Genomic DNA, 22,313 nt, shown 5'->3' with positions numbered 1-22,313 from the left:
GACGGTGGATATTCAATTTAGTTTAATGTTTAACGTGCCTAACTGTTGTTGGTGTTGTCACCAACAACAGTGGAGGAAATCCGTTTAATGTCATTGCGAGGAACGCAGTGACGTGGCAATCTTAGCATATTCGCCAGTTCTATGATATTGCCACGCTATCGCTCGCAATGACATAGCTTTCTTTTTTTCCGGTGTTCCTCAAACTACTTCAATTCATCCAGCACCTTAAACATCTTTGCCCTGATACCACTGCCTGGGCCACTGTAATTGTTCACCATAACAGAGAAGCAAAGCTGGCGGCCGTTGTGCGTTTGGAAACCCGCGTAGGCCTGTACACTGTTGATGCTGCCGCTCTTCATCTTCATGTCGTTATATACAGGTAGGCTCTCGTAAAAATCATTGAACCAGGTTGCGCTACGGGCCGATTGCAGCACGTGTGCCATTGTGTTGGTGGTTATCCTATCCTCGGGAGATAAACCGCTCCCGTCAAAAATATTCATGGAGCGTTTGTCGATGCCTTTCAGTTCCCAAAACGCTTTCATGGCATCCACACCATCATTGGTAGATGCCGGTTTGCCTGCCTTTGCGGCTATGGTTGCCAGTAATTGCTCGGCATATAGGTTAATACTTTTTTGGTTAAGCCAGTAAACTATTTTACTTAACTCGGGCGATAAAATAGTGGTAATACTTTTTGTTGCTGCGGGTATAGCCTGTCCTTTATCCGCCAGCATCATAGACGATTGCGGGTCGTTGCTTACGGTTATGCCGATGCTTTTCAGGGTATCCGTCAACCGCAGTGCGGCATCAAAAGCAGGGTCGGGTATGGCGGCGGCTACGCGTTTCTTGGTTTGGTCGATAGCGTAGGTGCCACGCAGGTACATCACCTTGCTGCCAAAGGATGGCAGGTAGGGGTAAGCGAGGTCGCCGCTTTTGGAAGGGCCGTTTGTTAATTCGCTTTTGTATTGCAGGTAGTTGGTTTCAGGATTAGTGCCGGCAATGCTGATAGTGCTGCCAATGCTACCGGTTTTTAGTAGAATATCAAACTGGTTTTCGCGCCAGCAAAGCCCGGCAATGCCAGCGCCGTAGTAGGTGCCCAGGTCCTGCCAGATCCAGCCATCAGGAATGCTTTGACTTTTGAAGGACCCGTTATCGCCAATTACACGGCCGTTTATTTTTTTGATGCCTGCCTTTTTCAAAGCGGCTACCATGGTATTTAAAATAACGCCTTCTTTGGTTGATGCCCAGCGCCAGCTGCCCAGGGTAGGGTCGCCGCCACCTTTAATAATGATATCGCCGGTAAGGGTGCCATCGGTACTGATAGCACCGGTATAACCCAGTTGGGTTTGGAACTGAAAATCTTTACCTAAAACATTAAAAGCGGTTATGCTGGTAACCGTTTTTAGGGTAGAGCCGGGTGCCAGGCCCATATCAGGGTTGCCTGCAAAAACTGTTTCGCCTGTTTTGGCATCCAGCACCGTTAACGATACCGAAGCATAACGGCACTGGCTATCCTGCTGTAAGCGGGTAAATGCTTTCTGTATATTTTGCTGCAGGGTTTGCGCCCCCGCAATATTTGCTATAAATAAAAAACTAACTAAGTACTTCAGGTTTATCCTCATGCTTTACGTTACGTTGTGATATATAATACAGCGGTATGCCTATTAAAACAATAACTAAACCATAAACGGGATATTGCCATTTATAGATACAAAGCAGTATACAAAAAGCTATACCCATAATAATGTAAATAGCAGGCAGTATTGGGTAACCAATTGCTTTGTAAGGCCTTTCGGCATTGGGGCGTTTAACACGCAGGATGAAAATACCTGCAATAGTTAACATGTAAAAGATAACGACCACGAAGGAGATCATGTCAAGCAAATCGCCATAACGGCCGCTTAAGCATAACAATGATGCTACAAAGCATTGTATCCACAAACCAAACTGTGGTACACCAAATTCATTTAAGGTGCCGGTCTTTTTAAAGAAAACGCCATCCTTAGCCATGGTATAATAAACACGCGCGCCTGAAAGAATTAACCCGTTGTTACAGCCAAAGGTGGAGATCATGATCATCACCGCGATGATATATGTACCCACGTTACCAAAAATAACATGCGATGCAGCTACCGCAACACGGTCTTTATCGGCAATGGTAATTTCATGTAAGGATAGTACACCGGTATAAACCACGTTAGCCAAAACATAAATTATAGTTACGATGATGGTACCAAACATCATGCTTAAGGCTACATCGCGTTTGGGGTTCTTCATCTCGCCGGCAACAAAGGTTACACTGTTCCAGGCATCGCTGCTAAAAATTGAGCCTACCATTGCCGCTGCTATAGCGCCTAAAGCGGTGCCCCAGGTTAAAGCGGTTACGCTGCCATCCTTATTTAGGTTGTGCAAATCCCAGGCGTTTGTCCAGTTAGCGGTCCATATATCACCTTTAAATGCTAAAAAGCCAAAGCCTATCAACCCGAAAAGACTGATCAGTTTGGTCATGGTGAAGGTGGTTTGGATAAGCTTGCCGCCTTTTACGCCTTTTGTATTGATATAGGTAAGTAATACGATCAGTACTATAGATACTACCTGGGCAGCGCTAATTTTAAATGAACCGGCCTGAAGCAAAATATTATCCTCGCTTACAGCCGGTATCATATACGCTGTAAATTTGGAGAACGCCACACCCACGGCAGCTATCGTCCCGGTTTGTATTACGGCGAAAAAGCTCCAACCGTATAAAAAGGCAATGAGTTTATTATAAGCTTCTTTCAGGTAAACATACTGCCCGCCCGCTTTTGGGAACATGGCGCTTAATTCGCCGTAGCTAAGGGCCGCGGTAAGGGTCATAAAGCCGGTGATGATCCATACGGCGATAAGCCACCCGGCCGAACCTACGTTGCGGGTAATATCGGCACTTACAATGAAAATACCTGAACCGATCATAGAACCGGCTACCAGCATAGTGCCGTCTAACAGGCTCAGTTCGTGCTTTAATTTGGGTTGAGTAGTGTCTTTTGACATTAGGGTTTAGTTTAAACCACTAAACTATTCAAAAACTTTAATTGACAGGCTATTGTAAAGAAATTAATTTATATTTTGCGGCAACCAAATTATGAACGCGCTCTGCGCAAATGAAATAGCACACTTAATAAACACTAATTATAGAATATGGATCTTTTGAACACTTACTTAATTTATTTGATCCCTGTTTTTGGGCTCGTGGGCATAATCGTGATGGCGATTAAATCGGCCTGGGTTACCAAGCAGGAAACAGGCGATGCCTCCATGAACCAACTGGCAGGTTACATTGCCGATGGTGCGATGGCCTTTTTACGTGCAGAGTGGAAAATACTAAGCTACTTTGTAATTGTTGCTGGCATATTATTAGCATGGAGCGGTACTACTGTGGCTACATCAAGCCCGGTTATTGCCATCTCTTTTATTATCGGTGCTTTCCTGTCGGCTTTTGCGGGTTATCTGGGGATGCGTATCGCAACAAAATCAAACGTGCGCACTACACAGGCGGCTAAAACAAGTTTGGCACAGGCATTAAAGGTATCGTTTACGGGCGGTACGGTTATGGGCCTTGGCGTTGCGGGTTTAGCTATCATCGGTTTAGGCTCATTATTTATTGTTTTTTACCAGATGTATGTGGTAAATGTTACGGGTAGTAACGTTAATGGTGAAGCTATGGCTAAAGCGCTTGATGTATTAGCCGGGTTCTCGTTAGGTGCCGAGTCTATCGCGTTATTCGCGCGTGTTGGTGGCGGTATTTATACCAAAGCGGCCGACGTAGGTGCCGACCTTGTAGGTAAGGTTGAAGCCGGTATCCCTGAGGATGACGTACGTAACCCTGCCACCATTGCCGATAACGTAGGCGATAACGTAGGCGACGTTGCCGGTATGGGTGCCGATTTGTTCGGATCGTACGTGGCTACAATGCTTGCTACCATGGTACTGGGCCGTGAAATTGTATCAGCCGATAATTTTGGCGGTATTGCCCCGGTTTTATTGCCGATGGTAATTGCAGGCCTGGGCCTGATATTCTCTATTGTTGGCGCTGCTATGGTGAAGATCAAAAAAGAAACCGACAGCGTACAAAACGCATTGAACATTGGTAACTGGGCTTCTATCGTTTTAACGGCAATTGCTACTTATTTTGTGGTACAATGGATGCTTCCGGAAGGCAGCATGAACCTGAAACGTGACCTTGATGCCAGCGGCGCTATTAAAGCAGGCTCATTAGTATTTACCAAGAATGGTGTTTTCGCATCTATCCTGGTAGGGTTGGTTGTAGGTACGTTAATGTCAATCATTACCGAGTATTACACTGCTATGGGTAAACGCCCGGTTTTAAGCATTATCAAACAATCATCAACAGGCCATGCAACCAATATTATTGGTGGCTTGGCAATTGGTATGGAATCAACCGTGTTGCCTATTTTGGTATTGGCAGCGGGTATTTATGGTTCATACTTTTTTGCAGGTTTATACGGTGTGGCTATTGCCGCCGCCGGTATGATGGCAACAACAGCTATGCAGTTAGCTATCGACGCGTTTGGCCCTATTGCCGATAACGCCGGTGGTATTGCCGAAATGAGCCGCTTACCTGAAGAAGTGCGCCACCGTACAGATAACCTGGATGCCGTAGGTAACACTACAGCAGCAACAGGCAAGGGTTTTGCCATTGCATCTGCTGCATTAACCTCACTGGCCTTATTTGCGGCCTTTGTGGGTGTTGCCGGTATTGAGCATATTGATATTTACAAAGCCAACGTTTTGGCAGGTTTATTTGTGGGCGGGATGATCCCATTCATCTTCTCGGCATTGTGTATCTCGGCAGTAGGCCGCGCGGCAATGGCGATGGTTGAAGAGGTTCGCCGCCAGTTCCGCGAGATACCGGGCATTATGGAATATAAGGCACGCCCCGAGTATGAAAAATGCGTGGAGATCTCAACCAAAGCTTCTATCCGCGAGATGGTTGCACCTGGGCTTATCGCTTTAATTACGCCTATCATCATCGGTTTTGCATTTGGCCCTGAGGTATTGGGCGGTTTGTTGGCAGGTGTTACCGTATCAGGTGTGTTAATGGGGATCTTCCAGAGCAACGCTGGTGGTGCATGGGATAATGCTAAAAAATCATTCGAGAAAGGTGTGGAAATAAACGGCGAGATCTACTACAAAAAATCAGAACCACATAAAGCATCAGTAACAGGTGATACTGTGGGCGATCCGTTCAAAGATACTTCAGGCCCGTCAATGAACATCCTGATCAAGTTAATGTCAATCGTTTCATTGGTTATTGCGCCGCACTTAAACAGTGCCGATAGCACCAACAAAATGATGCAGAAACAAGAAAAAGTACAATCAATGAACGTACACCAGATCCACGTAGATAAAAAGATCTAAGGATTTATGAATAGAATAGGAAGGCCCTTCGATTTACCGGAGGGCCTTTTTGTTGCAGAAAGATTTATATTAGCATTGATGAAGAAACCTATTTTCCGTTATCTCCTTTATCTTCTCTGCCTGTACGACATCTACCTCTACCTGCCGGATATCTTCGACCTGTTTAAACTGGATATTGAACCACCAACTACCGATTACCTGCTTTACTTTGATGCTGCCATGCTTTTGGTAGGAGGGATAGTGACAGGCATTATGCTGATACGTACCGGCGGAAAGTTCAATAGAGGTTTAGGAATGGTAATGATATTAATGAATGTAGTGTTAACGCCACTGTTTATATTTAAAGCGTTGCCGTAATGAAGAAATTGATATTGTTTTTATTAGTAATTATTGCGCTTTTTACAGGATGTTCAGATAATCCCACTAAACATAATCCGGCGAAGAAGACTACCATTTCAGAGATCTCTGACTTTGATACGTTTTTCAAGAAATTTAAAACTGATTCTGTATACCAGGTATCACATGTTAAATTCCCATTTAGCATAACTATAGGCGGAGATGATGAAGATGGTGATTCTGTTAGTTATATTGGAAAAAGTAAATGGCATAATATAACTTTTAAAAAAGATAAAAATAATATTTATAAACAATCACAACTGAGCAAAACCGAGGTCCCAATTCAACATATGGTTGAGGACACGGGGATTTCCTCATTTTTTAATTTTTTATACAGAAACGGAAAATGGCAACTGGTTAGCTTTAAGGACCAATCCGATTAAACTCACACCGCAATAACGCACAAAAAAAGAGACAGCCACTATTAGCGGCTGTCTCTTTATCACACACTTTGTAGAAACTATAACCTATAACCTACTCCTATACCAATTACCCATGGCCTTATTTTAACATCGGCAGGTATGTTTTGTAAAACGGGACGCAAAGCCTCATTGCCAGATGGGGTTAGGTTTGATGCATCTACCGTAGCCTGGGTAGCAAGGAAGATCTTTTTAACATCAACGTTCAGGAACACTGTTTTGCTGATATCATAATCAAACCCTAACTGGCTTGCAAAGGCAAACTTGTTTTTATAGGTTATGCCCTGTACAACCGGCCCTTTGTCTGCACTGTAAAATATAGTGTAGTTGGCACCTGCACCTATGTATGGCTTAAAGCCGGTACCTGTAGGTAAATGGTATTGTAAAGTAAGGGTAGGCGGCAATAACCAAACGTGCCCCAGGTTAACATCGGCAGCGGCAGCCCCGCCAATAGCCGTAAGGTTTGATGATGTGGTATTAACCTTATGTTTGGTAGTAGCCAGTATCAGTTCGGCAGAGAAGTTTTTTGCGAAGAAGTACGTAAAGTCCAGTTCGGGCACCACGGTGTTACTGATGTTAACACCGCCGCCAATTACGCCGATAGTGGCACTTTCCTGCGGTATAATGCCTATGGCCCTAACGCGGATATCGAATTCGTTTTTTTGTTGTGCAAAAGCGGTTACCCCTTGTAATAATAACAGAGATAAAGCGAATAGTCTGAATTTGTTCATGATGTATTTTTTATTGATTAACAGGTCAAATGTATGCTGCTATAATTCCCCTCAACATGATAGAGGGCAGGCGATAGGATGAGCGTAATCATTAATTAAACGGGCTTAAAGCGGTAAAATCCCCGCTGGGAAAAGCGTTAGGGGTAAGAGCGGATACCAGCACGTGGTTAAGGCCTGCGCATTATGAGCGGATAGCCAGGGCCGCAGGTAACGCCTTTATAAATATCATAATCATCAAAGACGCGAAGTATCGCGTCTCTACATTATTATATCTCGTAGAGACGTGATACTTCGCGTCTCCTGCTATGAAGGCGTGCCCTACTTAGTGTTTTCAAAAGCATATTTTTAGGTTGAAAAATAAACTTTAAAACATTCATAATCACAACCTTTAATTCTGTTGAAAACACCTATACCCTTGTTACATTCTGCACTTTAACTTTTCAATAAATTTAAGTACGTTTGGGGAAACTGATTTCAAGACTATTATAACTGATCTTATTAAATTAAAACATGAAGGTATTTGTAAAAAAATCTATTGAACAACTAACCTCCTCTGTAGATGCAGAAGGAAGCCTGAAGCGAACGCTTGGGGCCGGTAACCTTATTGCACTGGGTATTGGTGCCATTATTGGCGCCGGTTTGTTCGTAAGGACAGCAGCAGCAGCAGGCGAGCACGCAGGCCCTGCAGTAACACTATCATTTATTGTTGCGGCAATTGGTTGCGCCTTTGCAGGCCTTTGCTATGCCGAGTTTGCTTCAATTATCCCTATTGCAGGTAGTGCTTACACTTACGCATATGCAACCATGGGCGAAATTGTTGCCTGGGTTATTGGTTGGGCGTTAATATTAGAATATGCACTTGGGGCGGCCACTGTATCCATCAGTTGGAGTGAGTACGTTAATAAGCTCCTTGACGGGGCCATACCATACGAGTGGTGCCACTCACCAATGGAGTCTATCATCCAAAATGGCACAACTATACATGGTATTGCCAACCTGCCTGCATTATTTATCCTTTTAGTATTATCATTATTACTAATAAAAGGTACACAAGAATCAGCTACGGTAAACGGTATCATCGTGTTTATTAAAGTAGCTATCGTATTGGTGTTTATAGCAGTAGGATGGCAGTTTATTAACCCGGCCAATCACAGCCCGTACATGATCCCTGCTAATGCACCCGATGTTGTACTGGCAAGCGGAAAAACATATTCGTACGCACCATTTTTTAATCACGGCTGGGGCGGTATTGTAAGCGGCGCCGGTGTGGTGTTCTTCGCCTTTATTGGTTTTGATGCAGTATCAACAGCAGCACAGGAAGCTAAAAACCCTAAACGCGATATGCCTATTGGTATATTAGGTTCGTTAGTGGTTTGTACCATTCTTTACATCTTGTTTTCATGGGTATTAACAGGTGTTGCACCTTACCAGGATTTCATGAAATCGGGTAAAGAGGCTTCTGTAGCCTACGCTATCAGTACTTACATGCATAACTACGGATGGTTATCTACCATGGTTACTGTGGCTATCCTCGCAGGTTTCTCTTCAGTTATCCTGGTGATGCTGATGGGCCAGTCGAGGGTATTCTACACCATGTCTATAGATGGTTTATTACCAAAAATATTTTCAGATCTTCACCCAAAATTCCGTACACCGTACAAGAGCAATATTATCCTGTTTGTTTTTGTGGGCCTGTTTGCGGCATTTATTCCGGGTAGCGTTGCCGGCGATCTAACATCTATCGGCACCTTGTTTGCCTTTATACTGGTATGTGTTGGTGTTATGTTATTACGTAAAACCAACCCTAATTTACCAAGGCCATTTAAAACCCCTTTAGTGCCGTTGGTACCTATTTTAGGTGTAATAGTTTGCGCGGGTATGATAGTAAGCTTACCACGCGAAACACAGGTGAGTGCACTTGTATGGATGGTGGCCGGTTTGGTTATATACTTTGGCTACAGCAGGAAACGAAGCATATTGGGTAACGTATCAGATATTTTACCAAAAGCGTCTGATTTCGAAAAGCAATAATTTATATTGTAGTAATATTTATACAAAAGGTTCTGTGCAAACAGAACCTTTTGTGCGTTTAATAGCTTTGTTTTGTATTGATGAAAATGAACCGCATTATTTGGGTGCTTGTACTTATTGCCATTATCAATTCAATGGGGTTTGGTATTATCATCCCACTGTTGTACCCCTATGGTAAAAAGTTTGGCGTAACCGAGCATACTATAGGCTTGCTTACAGCGGCATTTTCTATAGCACAATTTTTTGCTACACCGGTGCTGGGCTCACTGTCTGATAAATGGGGGCGTAAGCCTTTGCTGGTTATCAGCCTTATTGGTACGGCTGCATCATTTGTTATGTTTGGGTTTGCCAACAGCATTTTTATGCTTTTTGCCGCGCGCATACTGGACGGGTTAACAGGCGGCAATATTTCGGTAGCGCAAGCCATGATCTCGGATATCTCTTCACCAAAGGAACGGGCCAAAAACTTTGGGATCCTGGGGTCGGCATTTGGGTTTGGCTTTGTAATAGGGCCGGCCATTGGTGGCCTGCTTAGTAAATTCGGGCTTAAAGTGCCGTTCTTTTTTGCGGCGGGCATTGCGGTTATCGGTGTGCTGCTCACCCTGTTTTTCCTGAAAGAAACCAACCAGAATAAAAATGCCCGGTCCGCAGCTAAGAAAGGTGAGTTTAGTTTCTTATCATTGATAACGGTGTTAAAAAAGCCGGTGATAGGTACGGCCATATTTACCGGTTTTTTGCTAACCATGGCGCAGTTTACTATGCTTATAGGTTTCCAAACCTTTAGTGTTGATGAACTGAAACTAAGCCCCACGCAGATAGGGGTATTTTACGGAGGCTTTGGTATAAGTGGTATACTAATGCAGATGCTGGTACCCGCTGTTAAAAAGGTGATACCATCGCAGGCAACCATCCTGCTTATATCAACCCTTTTTTGCTTAGGGATGATGGTATTGGCGGGTTTTGCTACAGGCATTATACTTTTTGCAATACCCATCGGCATCTACGGGCTGTTCAACGGTTTACGCAACCCCATGTTAAACGCCATTATAGCTGATCATAACGAAGGTAACGGGAAGGGTGAGGTAATGGGTGTAAATCAATCGTACGCCTCTATAGGGCAAACACTGGGGCCTGTAACAGCAGGATTAATTACGGCAATATCTATACATAGTATATTCTTTTTAGCATCTTTATATATTTTAATTGCACTTTTGTTTAGTATTCGTTTAATCTCAAAAGAAAACCCCTAAACCTATGCACCCATTAATATTTAAAGAAATCCTTTCCGTAACCATGATCCTCTTTGCGATCATCGATATACTGGGCGCAATACCCATCATTATCAATTTACGCCAAAAGGTTGGGCATATCGAGTCGGAAAAGGCCAGCATTGCAGTATTGGTTTTAATGATAGGTTTTTTGTTTGCAGGGGATGAATTACTTGCAGTTATTGGGTTGGATATCTCCTCTTTTGCCATAGCGGGCTCAATCGTAATATTTATTATCGCATTGGAGATGGTATTGGGGGTAAACTTTTTTAAAGAGGAGGTACCCGAGGCGGCGTCAATTGTTCCGTTGGCTTTTCCGCTTATTGCCGGTGCCGGTACCATGACAACCCTGCTATCCCTTAAGTCGCAATATCAAACGCAAAATATTATTGTGGGTATCATCTTAAACACCCTATTTGTTTACCTGGTGCTTAAAAACGTAAAATGGCTGGAAAAGCTTTTTGGCAAAACAGGCCTGCACATTCTGCGTAAGGCTTTTGGTGTGATACTGTTAGCTATCGCGATAAAGCTGTTCAGGAGTAACAGCGGGCTGTAGAGAGAATCAAGATCTTAGAATCAAGAGCCAGGACTTAAACTTATGCGTTATTGCTTTTAGACCGTCATTGCGAGCGATAGCGTGGCAATCCTCGATAGAGATATACTGAGGGCGTTGCCTGTAGTCCGGGCTTTCAGCTCATACTGTGCAGGCCTTAGCCGCAAGGCGCATATCGGTGCGCTAACGCGGCCGACTCACCCGGTCATCGCTTCGCTCGACCACCCTCTCTTCGCTGCGCGCAAAGAGGGTTAAATAAATCCTTTTTCACCCTCTTTGCGCAGCAGAGAGGGGCGACCAGCGTAGCGCAGTCGGGGGTGAGTTAAATAACGAGCGAATTACACGCGGCTCCTGGTCTTGCTTCCTGACTCTTGATTTCTTGCTTCTAACGCTTACTCCGCCCTTAAACTCTTCACGGGGTTTGCCAGTGCTGCCTTAACGGTTTGCAGGCTTATCAGCACCGATGTTACCAGTATCAGCGCTATAATAGCAATGGCGAACGGTACGGGTGTCAGGTTTATTTTATAAGCATAGCCGTTTAGCCATTTATGCATCATCCAGTAAGCCAGCGGGCAGGCAACAAGCCCTGCGATAACCACAGTACCCAGAAAATCTTTCAGGAACAACAGCATTACATCCTTAACCGATGAACCCAATACCTTGCGGATACCTATCTCTTTGGTACGTTTTTGAATGCTAAGGGATATCAGCCCCAATACACCCAACAGCACAATGATCATGGCCAGGCCGGTGGCCAGGTACGATGCCTTTTTTAACTGCAATTCGGTTTTGTACATTTTGGTAAGGGACTCATCCATAAAACTGTATTCGAACGGTGCGCCGGGCATTACCTCGGCCCATTTCTTTTGCAGCGCTGTTATGCTCGCTTCCATATTGCCCGGTTTTATCCGGATAGAGAAGTAGCGATAGAACGGGATGTAATTAACATTTACAAAGGTTAACGGTTGTATGCGGCTGGACATGCTGCCAAACTGAAAATCGGCTGTTACGCCGCATATGGTTAGCTGCGGCATATTTTGCGCATTAAATTTTTGGCCTATAGCATCTTTAGGTGAAGCAAAGCCAAGCGCCTTCGACTGCGATTCGTTGATCACTACCTGTGCAGAATCCGCCGGCATATACTGCGGTTTAAAAAACGTACCGGCCTTAAGCGGGATGCCGTAGGTATTCGCATATTGGTTATCGGTAAGCAGCATTTGCGAAGCGAAGGCCTGGTTAGGATTATCAGATAACTTATAAGCTTGCAAACCACCGCTGTTGGCGCCATCCAATATCTCCCATGATAGGGCCACGCTGCTCACCTCGGGGATCTGCGAAAGCCTGTAACGGATACCTTCCATTTTTTGTACGCCGGGTTTGCTCCAGTCGCGGGGTAACTGGGCCGATACCACGTAGTCCTTATTAAAGCCCAGGCTTTTGCTGAAGAAGAGGTTGATCTGCCCCGAAATTACAATGGCGCACACTAATACTACCGCTGCAGTACCAAACTGGAACGCAATAAGCGATTTGCGGAATAGCACGTTATCTTTCACCCTGTCTAACTTACCTTTCAGCGAGTCGATTGATTTTAGGGATGATAATACCAGCGCAGGGTACAAACCGGCTAATAAGCCAATTAACAGCGCAAACAGAAGTGGCATAGCATAAAAGTATAACGGGAAGGAGAATAATCCGCCAATATCGGTAGCCAATAGGTCGGCAAAGTATGGCCTTGCAAGGGCGTAAATACCCAGTGCAATTAAAGTAGCTATCAGCACCATTAAAACCGATTCGGTTAAAAACTGCCAGATAAGTTGTTTCCTCAATCCACCCAATACCTTACGGATGCCCATTTCTTTCATCCGCTGCGAAGAACGACTGATGCAGATATTCACAAAGTTGATGACCGCCATCAGTAAAATAAACAGCGCGATGCTGGATAGGGTGTACAGCATTTTTTTAACCGTACCGTTGCCCCAATCCAGGTAAAAAGTTTTTAGCGGTACAAGGTAAGGGGTAAGGTTGGCCGCAATTTGCGGCGATGCATTTTTCCTGATCAGCTCGCGCATGGGGCCGTCAAGGTCCTGCGGTTTTACGCCTTTTTTCAGTTCTATTAAACCCACCAGGCCGGTGTTGTTCCAACCATCAACACTACGCCCCAGGAACTTTGCCGCTGCCGCCGGTAAAAAGAAAGTGCTGTTGCTGCCATCAATAACATTGGTCACCGAGTTTTTGCTGAGTTTTTTTAGTACGCCGGTTATGGTAAAATCGTGCTTGTTACCGGTGAAACTTTCGATGGTTACAGACTGCCCAACTGCATCGGTTTTGCCAAAGTATTTTATGGCGGTTTCCTGGGTTATTACGGCCGAAAAAGGGCCATTTAAGGCCGTTTTTGGGTCGCCTTGTAACAGTTTAAAGCCGTATGTTGTAATGAAAGTGCTGTCGCCAACCTGCAAGCTTTCCCTAAAGTGTTTATCGCCTTTTGAAACGGTAGAAGTTACCCCATCCCATCGGTAAGCATTGGCTACCAGGTTAGGGTATTCATCCTTTAATGCCTTTGGCATAGGGGCAAGAGCTGTTAAAATATTCCCCATATTAGGGTCTTTCCACTTGCTTTGGATGATATACTGGTTATCAGCGTTACGCAGGTCGCGGTTTACGCTTACCTCGTGCCATACATATACCGCAATAAGCAGCGTAAATGCAATGCCAACCGATAGGCCAAATATGTTGATTAGCGAGAAAAGCTTGTGTTTCCAGATGTTTCGCCAGGCAATAGTAAAGTAGTTGTGCAGCATAGGGCTTAGTTTTGTGAAACTAAATTAGCGGCTAACGATTAGGAAATGAAAAGATTAACATTTTTTAACGTATTTCTTATTACTATCATTTCATTACGAGGCGAGTAGCGATGTGGTAATCTCAGCATATCCGATTGTCCTATGAGATTGCCGCGCTATCGCTCGCAATGACACATTGGGACAAAGCTGAAACGCTTACTCCAAAACACTCTTATCGGCAGGCGCCACCATCCTGGCCACAAACATGGTATCGGCTTTATTCTTATAACCTGTCAGTACTTTCATTTCTTCCAGTTGCAGGCCAAGCTCCTTGGTGATGTAGTTTACAGCATCTTCATTCTCTGCTTTAAAAGCCGAGCAGGTGATATAAATAAGCGGTTTACCGGGTTTAAGATATTTAGCTACGTTGGTTACTATGGCTTGCTGAAGGCGTTTGAAAAATTCGGTTTTGTGGATCTCGAACTGGCTGATCATCTCGGGTGTACGTCCCCAGGTGCCGGAACCGCTGCATGGCGCATCAAGGATAATTCCGTCGAACTCGTAATTGTAAAGCAATTGCTCGTTGTTCTCGGTAAGGTCCATCAGTTTCTTTTGGTATTTACGCAAACCGGCTTGCTGAAAGCGCTCATCGAGGTTTGAAAGGATGGACTCGCGGATATCAGATACCAGCAGTTTAATATCCGGCTGCAAACTATGCAGCAGTAATGACTTACCGCCCGAAGCCGCGCAGGCATCCCACCAGCTATCCCATTTTTGTGGTTTAAAGTAATTGGCAGTTTGCTGTGATGACAGGTCCTGCACCTCGTACCAATGTTGTTTGGGGAAGATGGTTTCCAGCCGTGTACCGTTTGGTAGCGAGAGGCAGTTGTTACCTTCATCCTTAAAAGTAACACCGGCTTTGGTTAACTCGGCTTTTACCTGGGTTTCAAAACCTTTGGTTACCCGTATAAACAGGTCGGGTTGTATAAAAAACGATTTTAAAAAAGCATCCCTGTCAATCCCTGCTGAAAGTTGTGGTATCCATGGGAAAACATCATCCAGCTTAAAATCAGGGTAGGTAGCTTTTACGAGGTTAATCTTTTCATCAACGGCAAAGCTTATGCAAGCCGCCCATTCGGGTTTAAAATGTTGCAGAAAGGAGTTTGACTGCGTATTGCATAAAAACTCAGCCACCATCAGCCGGTCTTCAGATGGCAGGTTGGGCAGGGCGCGGCCCAGGCGGAAATAATTATAGATGAGCCGGCCGGCAACGCGCCTGTCGGTTGATCCCATTTGCTTGTTCTGCCGATAAAAGCCGGGTAAAAATTTACCTAAAGGCGTATCCGCAGGGTATTCACCCAATATGCGCTGAAACGTCTTTAACTGATTTATGGCTTTCATTGAACCTTTTTTAGATCGAAGTTTTCATACCTAAGGATATCTACATGCGTATTTATCCAGCCTACCCCCGGCTTTTTTATAAAGTGGAAACTGTTATGGATGCCGCTAAAATCTTCCAGGTCGGGCTTATTAAAATCCTCATTATCGGCCAATAGCTTAGCAAAATATAAACCCTGATCAAATCCCTTTATAGCAAAATCAGTAGGTTCGGTACGGTAGGTGCGGCGATAGCTACGTAAAAAAGTATTGGTTTGGGAGCTTTTATAATCAACTTTATCTGTCGATGTAATGTGCGTGTTCAGCCTTTGTAGAAGGGCCGACTTCAGGAACGCAAACTTCTCCCAGTTAGGATGACCAAATAAAGTTACCGGATATTTTTTAGATAGTGTATCTAATGATCGTAACGTCACCATTAAAAATGCCTGTTTGGTTGATGGTACTAAAAATATGTTTTGATTTGACGGTGAAAGCTGCTTTAACAGTGATGTTAAATTGCCGCGTACTACGGTAATGGTTATTACCTGGATCTTCCGCTTGCTCAGGCTGTCGACCGTGCGCTTAAATGGTGATGTGTACAATTTCTCGTCACTAAAGCCCGAATTAAGGATGAATACCTTTTTTGGCTTTAAGCTTTTAACAATGTAGGTTGCAGCACCCATGGCGTGATACTCAAGCGGCGGGGTCATGGTAACCAGGTTCTGGTTATTGAACGTTGATGGCGCGGCAGGCGACAACGGAGATACAATAGGCTTGCGTGCCGATGGCAGCATTGCTGTAAATGCTTTTACATCATCAGGGAAAACGGGGCCAATAATGAGTTCGCTGGCTTTTATCTGCGGATTTAGCGCCAGGCTGTGTGATTGCGCCACATCATCTTTGCTGTCAAAAACCTGTAACTTGAAGTTAGCGCCTTCCGCGGTAATAGAATCAAGAGCCAGTTTAAAGCCCTGGTAATACTCGGCCGCCATGTTGGCCTTTTTTAGGCCGGCAGCCGTATAGGTTTGCCCGGCAGCGGCATGGTCAAGGCCCAGCGGGAGTATGAGCGATAAAACGTGAGCCTTGGCCTCCGGTGCTTTCACCGGGGGCTTTTCGGCAGGTTTGTCTGTTTTAATTACGGGTTTTTCAGTTTTTGTTTTTACAGTAGATGAGGGTGCCGTCCGTATTTTGGGCGAACATGCACCAACTATCAGCGCTAAAACAAATATGAACCACTTATTCCCACTCAATTGTGGCCGGTGGTTTCGAACTGATGTCATATACTACCCGGTTAATTCCTTTTACGTTGTTGATTATCTCGTTTGATATTTTTGCAAGCAGGTCATAAGGCAGGTGGCACCAATCTGCCGTCATCCCGTCTAATGATTCTACCGCACGCAGGCAAATTACGTTCTCGTATGTACGCTCATCGCCCATAACACCTACCGATTGTACCGGTAAATAAATGGCACCTGCCTGCCAAACTTTATCATAAACACCGGCAGAGCGTAAATTGTTGATATAAATCGCATCAGCCTGTTGTAAAATATCAACTTTCTCTGGTGTGATGTCACCTAAGATCCTGATTGCCAGTCCCGGGCCCGGGAAAGGGTGGCGGCCTAGTATGTTTGGATCCATACCCAAAGCTTTACCAACACGGCGTACTTCGTCCTTAAATAAGGTGTTTAAAGGCTCAACAATCTTCAGCTTCATGAAATCGGGCAAGCCCCCAACATTATGGTGCGATTTGATGGTGGCCGATGGTCCTTTTACCGAAACCGACTCGATAACATCCGGGTAAATAGTGCCCTGGCCAAGCCAGCTTACGCCCTGTACCTCGTGCGCAGCATCATCAAAAACTTCGATAAATACACGGCCAATGGCTTTACGTTTCTTTTCGGGGTCGGTTAAACCGGCCAGTGCGTCGTAAAAACGCTGCTTGGCATCAACCCCTTTAATGTTAAGGCCCATGTGCTGGTATGAATCAAGCACCGATTGGTACTCGTCCTTACGCAACAGGCCGTTATCTACAAATATACAATGCAGGTTAGCGCCGATGGCATGGTGCAGCAATACCGCTGCAACAGATGAATCAACACCGCCCGATAAGCCTAAAACCACCTTATCATCGCCCAATTTCGCCTTCAGTTCGGCAATGGTGGATTCGATGAACGAATCCGGTGTCCAATCCTGCGAGCAGCCACATATATCAACTAAAAAGTTTTGCAGCAATTGCTTGCCATCAATACTGTGGGTAACCTCAGGGTGGAACTGGATACCGTAAGTTTGGGTGCCGGTTATCTGGTAAGCGGCAACTTTAACGCTATCGGTACTTGCAATTACCTCAAAATCATCGCCTATGCGGGCAATAGTATCCCCGTGCGACATCCAAACCTGTGAACCTACCGGTACATCCTTAAACAAAATATTGTCCTGCTTAACATAGTCCAGGTTGGCACGTCCATACTCGCGTGTGCTCGAAGCCAACACTTCGCCACCGTGGAAATGGGCTACATACTGTGCGCCATAGCAAACGCCTAAAATAGGCAGTGTTTTGTGGTGTTTGGCAAACTCAAAATGAGGTGCATCTTCCTGGCGTACAGAATACGGACTACCGGAAAGGATGATTCCTTTTACGCTTTCGTCAATTTTAGGAACTTTGTTAAAGGGATGGATCTCACAGTAAATATTGAGTTCCCTGACACGGCGCGCGATAAGCTGGGTAAACTGCGAACCGAAGTCAAGAATGAGGATTTTTTCTTGCATGGGCAAAGATAGGATTTTGAGCGGAAAAGGGAAAGTGGAAATTTAGATTTTGGAGCTAACAATTGGCATAAAAATTTATATTAGCCCGCAAACATCTGCTCAATGATAACGACACGCTTAGCTACATTTGATGATGTGGCAGAATTACAGCAATTAATCGCCTTATCCGTACGCGGTTTAAGTACGGATTATTATACCCCAAACCAGATAGAAAGCGCCATTAAATACATTTTTGGGATTGACAGCCAGTTGATAACAGACGGCACGTACTATGTTGCCGAAAAGGAGAATGTAAAGGTAGGTTGCGGCGGCTGGAGCAAACGCAACACCCTGTTTGGCGGCGACCAGCATAAAGACATCGAAGACCCGCTGCTTGACCCGGCGAAAGATGCCGCAAGGATAAGAGCTTTTTTTGTACACCCCGATTATGCTCGGCAGGGCATAGGCCGTAAAATTATTAATGTATGTGAAGATGCTGCAAAAGCCAATGGTTTTACCAGCTTTGAACTTGGTGCAACACTACCCGGCGTACCGCTTTACGAAGTGATGGGCTATGTGGCAGTTGAGCGGATTGATGTTACCTTGCCGAATAAAGAACTACTTGGGATAGTGAAGATGAGGAAGAAATAAAGTGTCATGCTGAGCTTGTCGAACACTTATTATGTCAGTGCATAGCCCGTTAATGGTTCGACAAGCTCACCATGACATACGGAATGTGTCAGTCTGAGCTTGTCGAAGACCTATTGCGTAATGCTCTAAAAACTTACCCCTATCCTTATTGCCTGATTGGCACCACCCACTTTATTGTTAAATGAAGTGCCATACATCACTCTTAAACCCACATTGGTTTGGAAGCCTACACCCAGTTCAGTATAGTTTTTTAGCGTTGGGGTGGATAGGTAATTCACATCAACTATCTCCTGCAATTTTAAGTTACGTAGAATCGGGATCTGGTTGGTGAGCAGCCCGGTGAAATTATGCTCCAGGTGGCCTTCCAAATATTTATCGCCGGTACTGAACTGGTAATAATTTAGCAACATGAATTTGTTAATGCCGCTTTGGTAAAATAGTACCTGGTTGCCTGCAAACTGTCTATAATCGGGATAAGAAATATTTTTGGTGTTAAAGAATTTACCCACGGCCACATAAAACGATGTTTTGCCATAAAAACCCATGGGGATATCTGTTTTAGAGATATCGGCTGAGATCAGGTTATAATCCGCATCAGAGCTAAACACATTTTTTATGGCTTTAGTAAAGCTAATGCCGATGGTTGGATATTTTGATGGCAGGTAGCGTTTGCCTGTAGGGTAAGTTTCGTATTGGTTACTAAAATCGTACGTGGTGCGCACATTTAACTTGAATGATTGGTTATCCGCAAACAGCGGTACATCCACATCCAGACTTAGCGGGTTATTGGACGTAAACTCGTGCCCCTTAGGGTGGAAGAAACTGTAATCGGTAGTGTTCGACAGATATTTGCGGTTTGCCCACTCTGCACCGGCGCTTGCCTGCCAGCCGCCATAAATACGTTTTGAAAGGGTGGCCGATGCATATTGTTTTTGGTACAGCTTCTCGAAGTTTTGCCTGTTAAGGAGGGTGTAGGCCGTATTCATAAAGGTGGTGATAGGCTCGCGGTTATTCAGGTCTATCACATCAGAACCACCGGATAAATTCAAAGTAGTGGAACCCAACGGCATAGTAACGCCACCTGTTGCATTGAACAGTTTGTTAGAAAAACCATAACGCACCTTGCCATAAATACGCAGGTAACGGTTGTTTATGCTGTCTATTTGTTTGGTGAATGAACCACCGTAGCCAAGAGATAAACCTTCAACCGTGTTATAGGCTACAGAACTAATGAGGGAGTTGAAATTATAATATTCATGATCGTACCGGTTTCGGTGACTGTACCCCCCAAGCAGGAATTTGCCAACGCTAAACTTGTTGTTCACCTTATCCAGCGAATCCAGATATGGTTTCGATTCGCGCTTGGCTGCCAGTACGGCTTTCTTCTGGTAATCGGTTTTTTCTTCGGCGGTTAGCGGGATAGGCCTTTGTTGTTCCCAATAGGCCGAATCTTTTTTGTTCACACCTTTGGTGATGCGCAGCACTTCGGCAAATTGCGATCTGTCGAGCTTAGGGGAAATATCGTAATCCTTATAAAGCGATATAAAATAACCGCCAAATTTAAAGCCGAAGAATCCACCTGTAAATTCAAACTTAAGCGATGCCGGCATCCATGCATTGCCGGTTACCGGGATAAATTGCTGGTCGACCTTTAGCGTATCTACAAAGTTGATGCTCGATTTTTTGGTGATGTACAGGCCAAGGCTTTGTAAGCGCCAGCTATCCTCAATAATATAAATGTAGCCGTTAAAGCAAGGGTCGTGTTCGTTACGGGGGATAACCTGGATCTTGTTAACGGTTTCACCGTTCTCAATAGCCAGGCCGATGTATTTATACTTGTAATAAGATAGTGCATTATCGGCAATGGGCGATATCAGCGGGCGGTTGCTCAGGCCATCCCAGGTTTGCAGGTTCTCGTAAAAATTCACCTGCATGTCTGACGCACGGTTGAACGTGAACGCCCGGTTACTCCCCGAGAACTTGGAGGATATGATCTCCTCATGTACCTTATCGGGACGGATAAAACTGTATTTTGATTGGGATTCTGACAGGTAAATAATCCCAGTGCGGTTAGAGTCCAAGCCGTTTTCGCGAGCTATCTTCTGCATGTCAATCCCCAGGAACTTCTTTGGGGCGGCCAGTAGTTTTTGTAAGCCTTTTATATATACCTCGCAGGTGTAGGCGTTCACCTCGTTTAAATATGTTTTACGTTTTTTAATAGCCTGGCGGATGATGGCATAAGCGGGGTCTTCGGCACCGGCGCGTATTGTTACTTCTTTTATCTGGTAATCTTCGGCTTTTAAAGTAATGTTGATGATTTGGTTTTCCTTCAGGTCTATTTTACGGCTTTCCTGTTTGTAACCTATTGCCCTGTATTGCACCTCGTATTGGCCTGCTTTTAAATTTAATATGTAGCTGCCATCGCTGTTGGCCGATGTACCTTTTGTGGTATTGCTAATGTAAACCGTAGCAAAGGGTACGGCATTGCCGGCCCCATCGGTTATTTTACCGGTGAGGGTAACATCCTGTGCAAATAAGTTAGCTGTTAGTAGGAGGAAAAGGGTAAACAGTAAAGGGTATTTCATAGACGCAGTTTGGTATCGCTAAGATGTGTAAAGTTTTTAGACGCGGGTTGTTAATTATTGTTAAACAAAAAGGCGTATTTATTTCTAAATACGCCTACTAACGAAATGTACCTGACTGCACATTGTTTAAAATCTATTTTAAGATCTGCTCTATTTTTTCCAATTCTTCCGAAGAAAAATCAATGTTATCCAAAGCTTTTAACGAATCGACCAGTTGGGCAGGCTTGCTGGCACCTATCAGTACCGATGTTACCCTGTCGTCTTTAAGCAACCAGGCCAGCGCCATTTGTGCAAGCGTTTGGCCTCGCTTTTCGGCAAGGGTGTTCAGTTTTTTTATTTTGGCTATCACCTCCTCAGTAACCTGGCTTTCCTGTAAAAAACCGGTTGATTTTGCCGCGCGAGAATCTTCAGGGATGCCATGCAGGTATTTATTGGTCAGTAAGCCCTGGGCCAATGGCGAGAATGGGATACAACCCACACCGTCTTTACCCAACACATCCAGCAAACCGGCTTCCGCATCGCGAACAAACATTGAGTACTTTGGCTGATGGATGAGGCAAGGCGTACCTAATTGTTTAAGTATAGCAATGGCTTTCTCGGCTTCCTGCGCATTGTAGTTGGAAATACCCACGTACAAAGCCTTACCCTGGCGAACAATTAAGTCTAATGCGCCCATGGTTTCTTCCAGTGGCGTTTCAGGATCAGGGCGGTGATGGTAGAAAATGTCTACGTAGTCCAACCCCATACGTTTAAGGCTTTGATCGAGGCTCGATACCAGGTATTTTTTTGACCCCCAGTCGCCGTAAGGGCCATCCCACATGGTGTAACCGGCCTTGCTGCTAATGATCATCTCATCGCGGTAGCCTGCAAAATCTTCTTTCAGTATCTTACCGAAATTTGTTTCGGCGCTGCCCGGGGGAGGCCCGTAATTGTTGGCCAGGTCGAAATGGGTGATGCCGCTATCAAAGGCAAGATGCAGAATACTGCGGAAGTTTTCCATCACATCTACATGGCCAAAGTTGTGCCATAGGCCTAATGAAATGGCCGGCAGTTTTATGCCGCTTTTACCGCAACGGCGATATTGCATTTTGTTATATCGTTCTGGTGAGGGTAGGTAGGTCATGAGTTTTAGTTTATATGCTAAAGTATGGTTTTTAAATTAATTTAAGAAGTTGTTCGTAGCCTACGTGTCATTGCGAGCGATAGCGTAGCAATCTTAAAGGACAGGCGGATATGCTGAGATTGCCGCGTCGCTACGCTCCTCGCAATTGTAAGGGTTTAGTAATTCGGTAACAGAATTAGGTATTTTTATTTGTTGTAAGGGAGACCATATCGATAGGTTTTTTACCGTTGATTCCCTGATGT

General features: G+C 44.7%; 16 protein-coding genes. 7 read left to right on the top strand and 9 right to left on the bottom strand.

The annotated features are described in order from the left end of the window. Positions 1–203 precede the first annotated feature (203 nt). Complete coding sequence (gene dacB / locus IDJ75_RS20015) at positions 204–1,619, bottom strand: D-alanyl-D-alanine carboxypeptidase/D-alanyl-D-alanine endopeptidase (RefSeq protein WP_191177438.1); 1,416 nt, start codon at positions 1,617–1,619, stop codon at positions 204–206. After that, a complete protein-coding gene (locus IDJ75_RS20010) occupies positions 1,591–3,027 on the bottom strand; it encodes an APC family permease (protein ID WP_191177437.1) in 1,437 nt (478 codons plus the stop codon). Before IDJ75_RS20010 ends, dacB begins: the two co-directional genes overlap by 29 nt. 147 nt (positions 3,028–3,174) lie before the next feature. Here IDJ75_RS20010 and IDJ75_RS20005 point away from each other — a divergent pair, with 147 nt between their 5' ends. The 3 genes from IDJ75_RS20005 (at position 3,175) to IDJ75_RS19995 (ending at position 6,194) form a co-directional block, all read left to right on the top strand. Further along, positions 3,175–5,415: a sodium-translocating pyrophosphatase gene (locus tag IDJ75_RS20005; protein ID WP_191177436.1), complete on the top strand. Its 2,241-nt coding sequence runs from the start codon at positions 3,175–3,177 to the stop codon at positions 5,413–5,415. Positions 5,416–5,493: 78 nt separating this feature from the next. Beyond that, entirely contained in the window at positions 5,494–5,772 is a 279-nt protein-coding gene (locus tag IDJ75_RS20000; RefSeq protein WP_191177435.1) for a hypothetical protein, read from the top strand. Beyond that, positions 5,772–6,194, top strand: a complete 423-nt coding sequence (locus IDJ75_RS19995; protein WP_191177434.1) for a DUF4348 domain-containing protein — start codon at positions 5,772–5,774, stop codon at positions 6,192–6,194. Before IDJ75_RS20000 ends, IDJ75_RS19995 begins: the two co-directional genes overlap by 1 nt. A 77-nt stretch (positions 6,195–6,271) precedes the next feature. On the opposite strand, the gene IDJ75_RS19990 is transcribed toward IDJ75_RS19995, so the two are convergent. After that, entirely contained in the window at positions 6,272–6,961 is a 690-nt protein-coding gene (locus tag IDJ75_RS19990) for an OmpW/AlkL family protein (RefSeq protein WP_191177433.1), read from the bottom strand. 510 nt (positions 6,962–7,471) lie between these two features. On the opposite strand from IDJ75_RS19990, the gene IDJ75_RS19985 reads away from it, so the two are divergent. From IDJ75_RS19985 to IDJ75_RS19975, 3 genes are all read left to right on the top strand, one after another. After that, positions 7,472–8,992 (top strand): amino acid permease, encoded by a 1,521-nt coding sequence (locus tag IDJ75_RS19985; RefSeq protein WP_191177432.1) that lies wholly within the window; start codon positions 7,472–7,474, stop codon positions 8,990–8,992. An 86-nt stretch (positions 8,993–9,078) separates the two neighbouring features. Continuing rightward, a complete protein-coding gene (locus IDJ75_RS19980; RefSeq protein ID WP_191177431.1) occupies positions 9,079–10,242 on the top strand; it encodes an MFS transporter in 1,164 nt (387 codons plus the stop codon). Between the two features lie 4 nt (positions 10,243–10,246). Then, positions 10,247–10,816 (top strand): MarC family protein, encoded by a 570-nt coding sequence (locus IDJ75_RS19975; protein WP_191177430.1) that lies wholly within the window; start codon positions 10,247–10,249, stop codon positions 10,814–10,816. Between the two features lie 389 nt (positions 10,817–11,205). Here IDJ75_RS19975 and IDJ75_RS19970 read toward each other — a convergent pair whose 3' ends face one another. From IDJ75_RS19970 to guaA, 4 genes are all read right to left on the bottom strand, one after another. Then, positions 11,206–13,611 (bottom strand): ABC transporter permease, encoded by a 2,406-nt coding sequence (locus tag IDJ75_RS19970; RefSeq protein WP_191177429.1) that lies wholly within the window; start codon positions 13,609–13,611, stop codon positions 11,206–11,208. Between the two features lie 195 nt (positions 13,612–13,806). After that, positions 13,807–14,991: an RsmB/NOP family class I SAM-dependent RNA methyltransferase gene (locus IDJ75_RS19965; protein WP_191177428.1), complete on the bottom strand. Its 1,185-nt coding sequence runs from the start codon at positions 14,989–14,991 to the stop codon at positions 13,807–13,809. Further along, complete coding sequence (locus tag IDJ75_RS19960; RefSeq protein WP_191177427.1) at positions 14,988–16,247, bottom strand: ABC transporter substrate-binding protein; 1,260 nt, start codon at positions 16,245–16,247, stop codon at positions 14,988–14,990. The genes IDJ75_RS19965 and IDJ75_RS19960 overlap by 4 nt, the downstream gene beginning before the upstream one ends. Next, positions 16,204–17,733: a glutamine-hydrolyzing GMP synthase gene (gene guaA / locus IDJ75_RS19955; protein ID WP_191177426.1), complete on the bottom strand. Its 1,530-nt coding sequence runs from the start codon at positions 17,731–17,733 to the stop codon at positions 16,204–16,206. The genes IDJ75_RS19960 and guaA overlap by 44 nt, the downstream gene beginning before the upstream one ends. A gap of 102 nt (positions 17,734–17,835) precedes the next feature. Here guaA and IDJ75_RS19950 point away from each other — a divergent pair, with 102 nt between their 5' ends. Further along, a complete protein-coding gene (locus tag IDJ75_RS19950) occupies positions 17,836–18,363 on the top strand; it encodes a GNAT family N-acetyltransferase (protein WP_191177425.1) in 528 nt (175 codons plus the stop codon). A 125-nt stretch (positions 18,364–18,488) separates the two neighbouring features. Here the strand turns inward: IDJ75_RS19950 and IDJ75_RS19945 are convergent, their stop codons facing one another. Beyond that, positions 18,489–20,948 (bottom strand): DUF5686 and carboxypeptidase regulatory-like domain-containing protein, encoded by a 2,460-nt coding sequence (locus tag IDJ75_RS19945; protein ID WP_191177424.1) that lies wholly within the window; start codon positions 20,946–20,948, stop codon positions 18,489–18,491. Between the two features lie 133 nt (positions 20,949–21,081). Further along, a complete protein-coding gene (gene mgrA / locus IDJ75_RS19940; protein WP_191177423.1) occupies positions 21,082–22,071 on the bottom strand; it encodes an L-glyceraldehyde 3-phosphate reductase in 990 nt (329 codons plus the stop codon). Between the last annotated feature and the right edge of the window lie 242 nt (positions 22,072–22,313).

The organism is Mucilaginibacter rigui, from assembly GCF_014773275.1.
Taxonomy (GTDB): domain Bacteria; phylum Bacteroidota; class Bacteroidia; order Sphingobacteriales; family Sphingobacteriaceae; genus Mucilaginibacter; species Mucilaginibacter rigui_A.
This window is presented reverse-complemented; position numbering and strand designations above follow the sequence as displayed.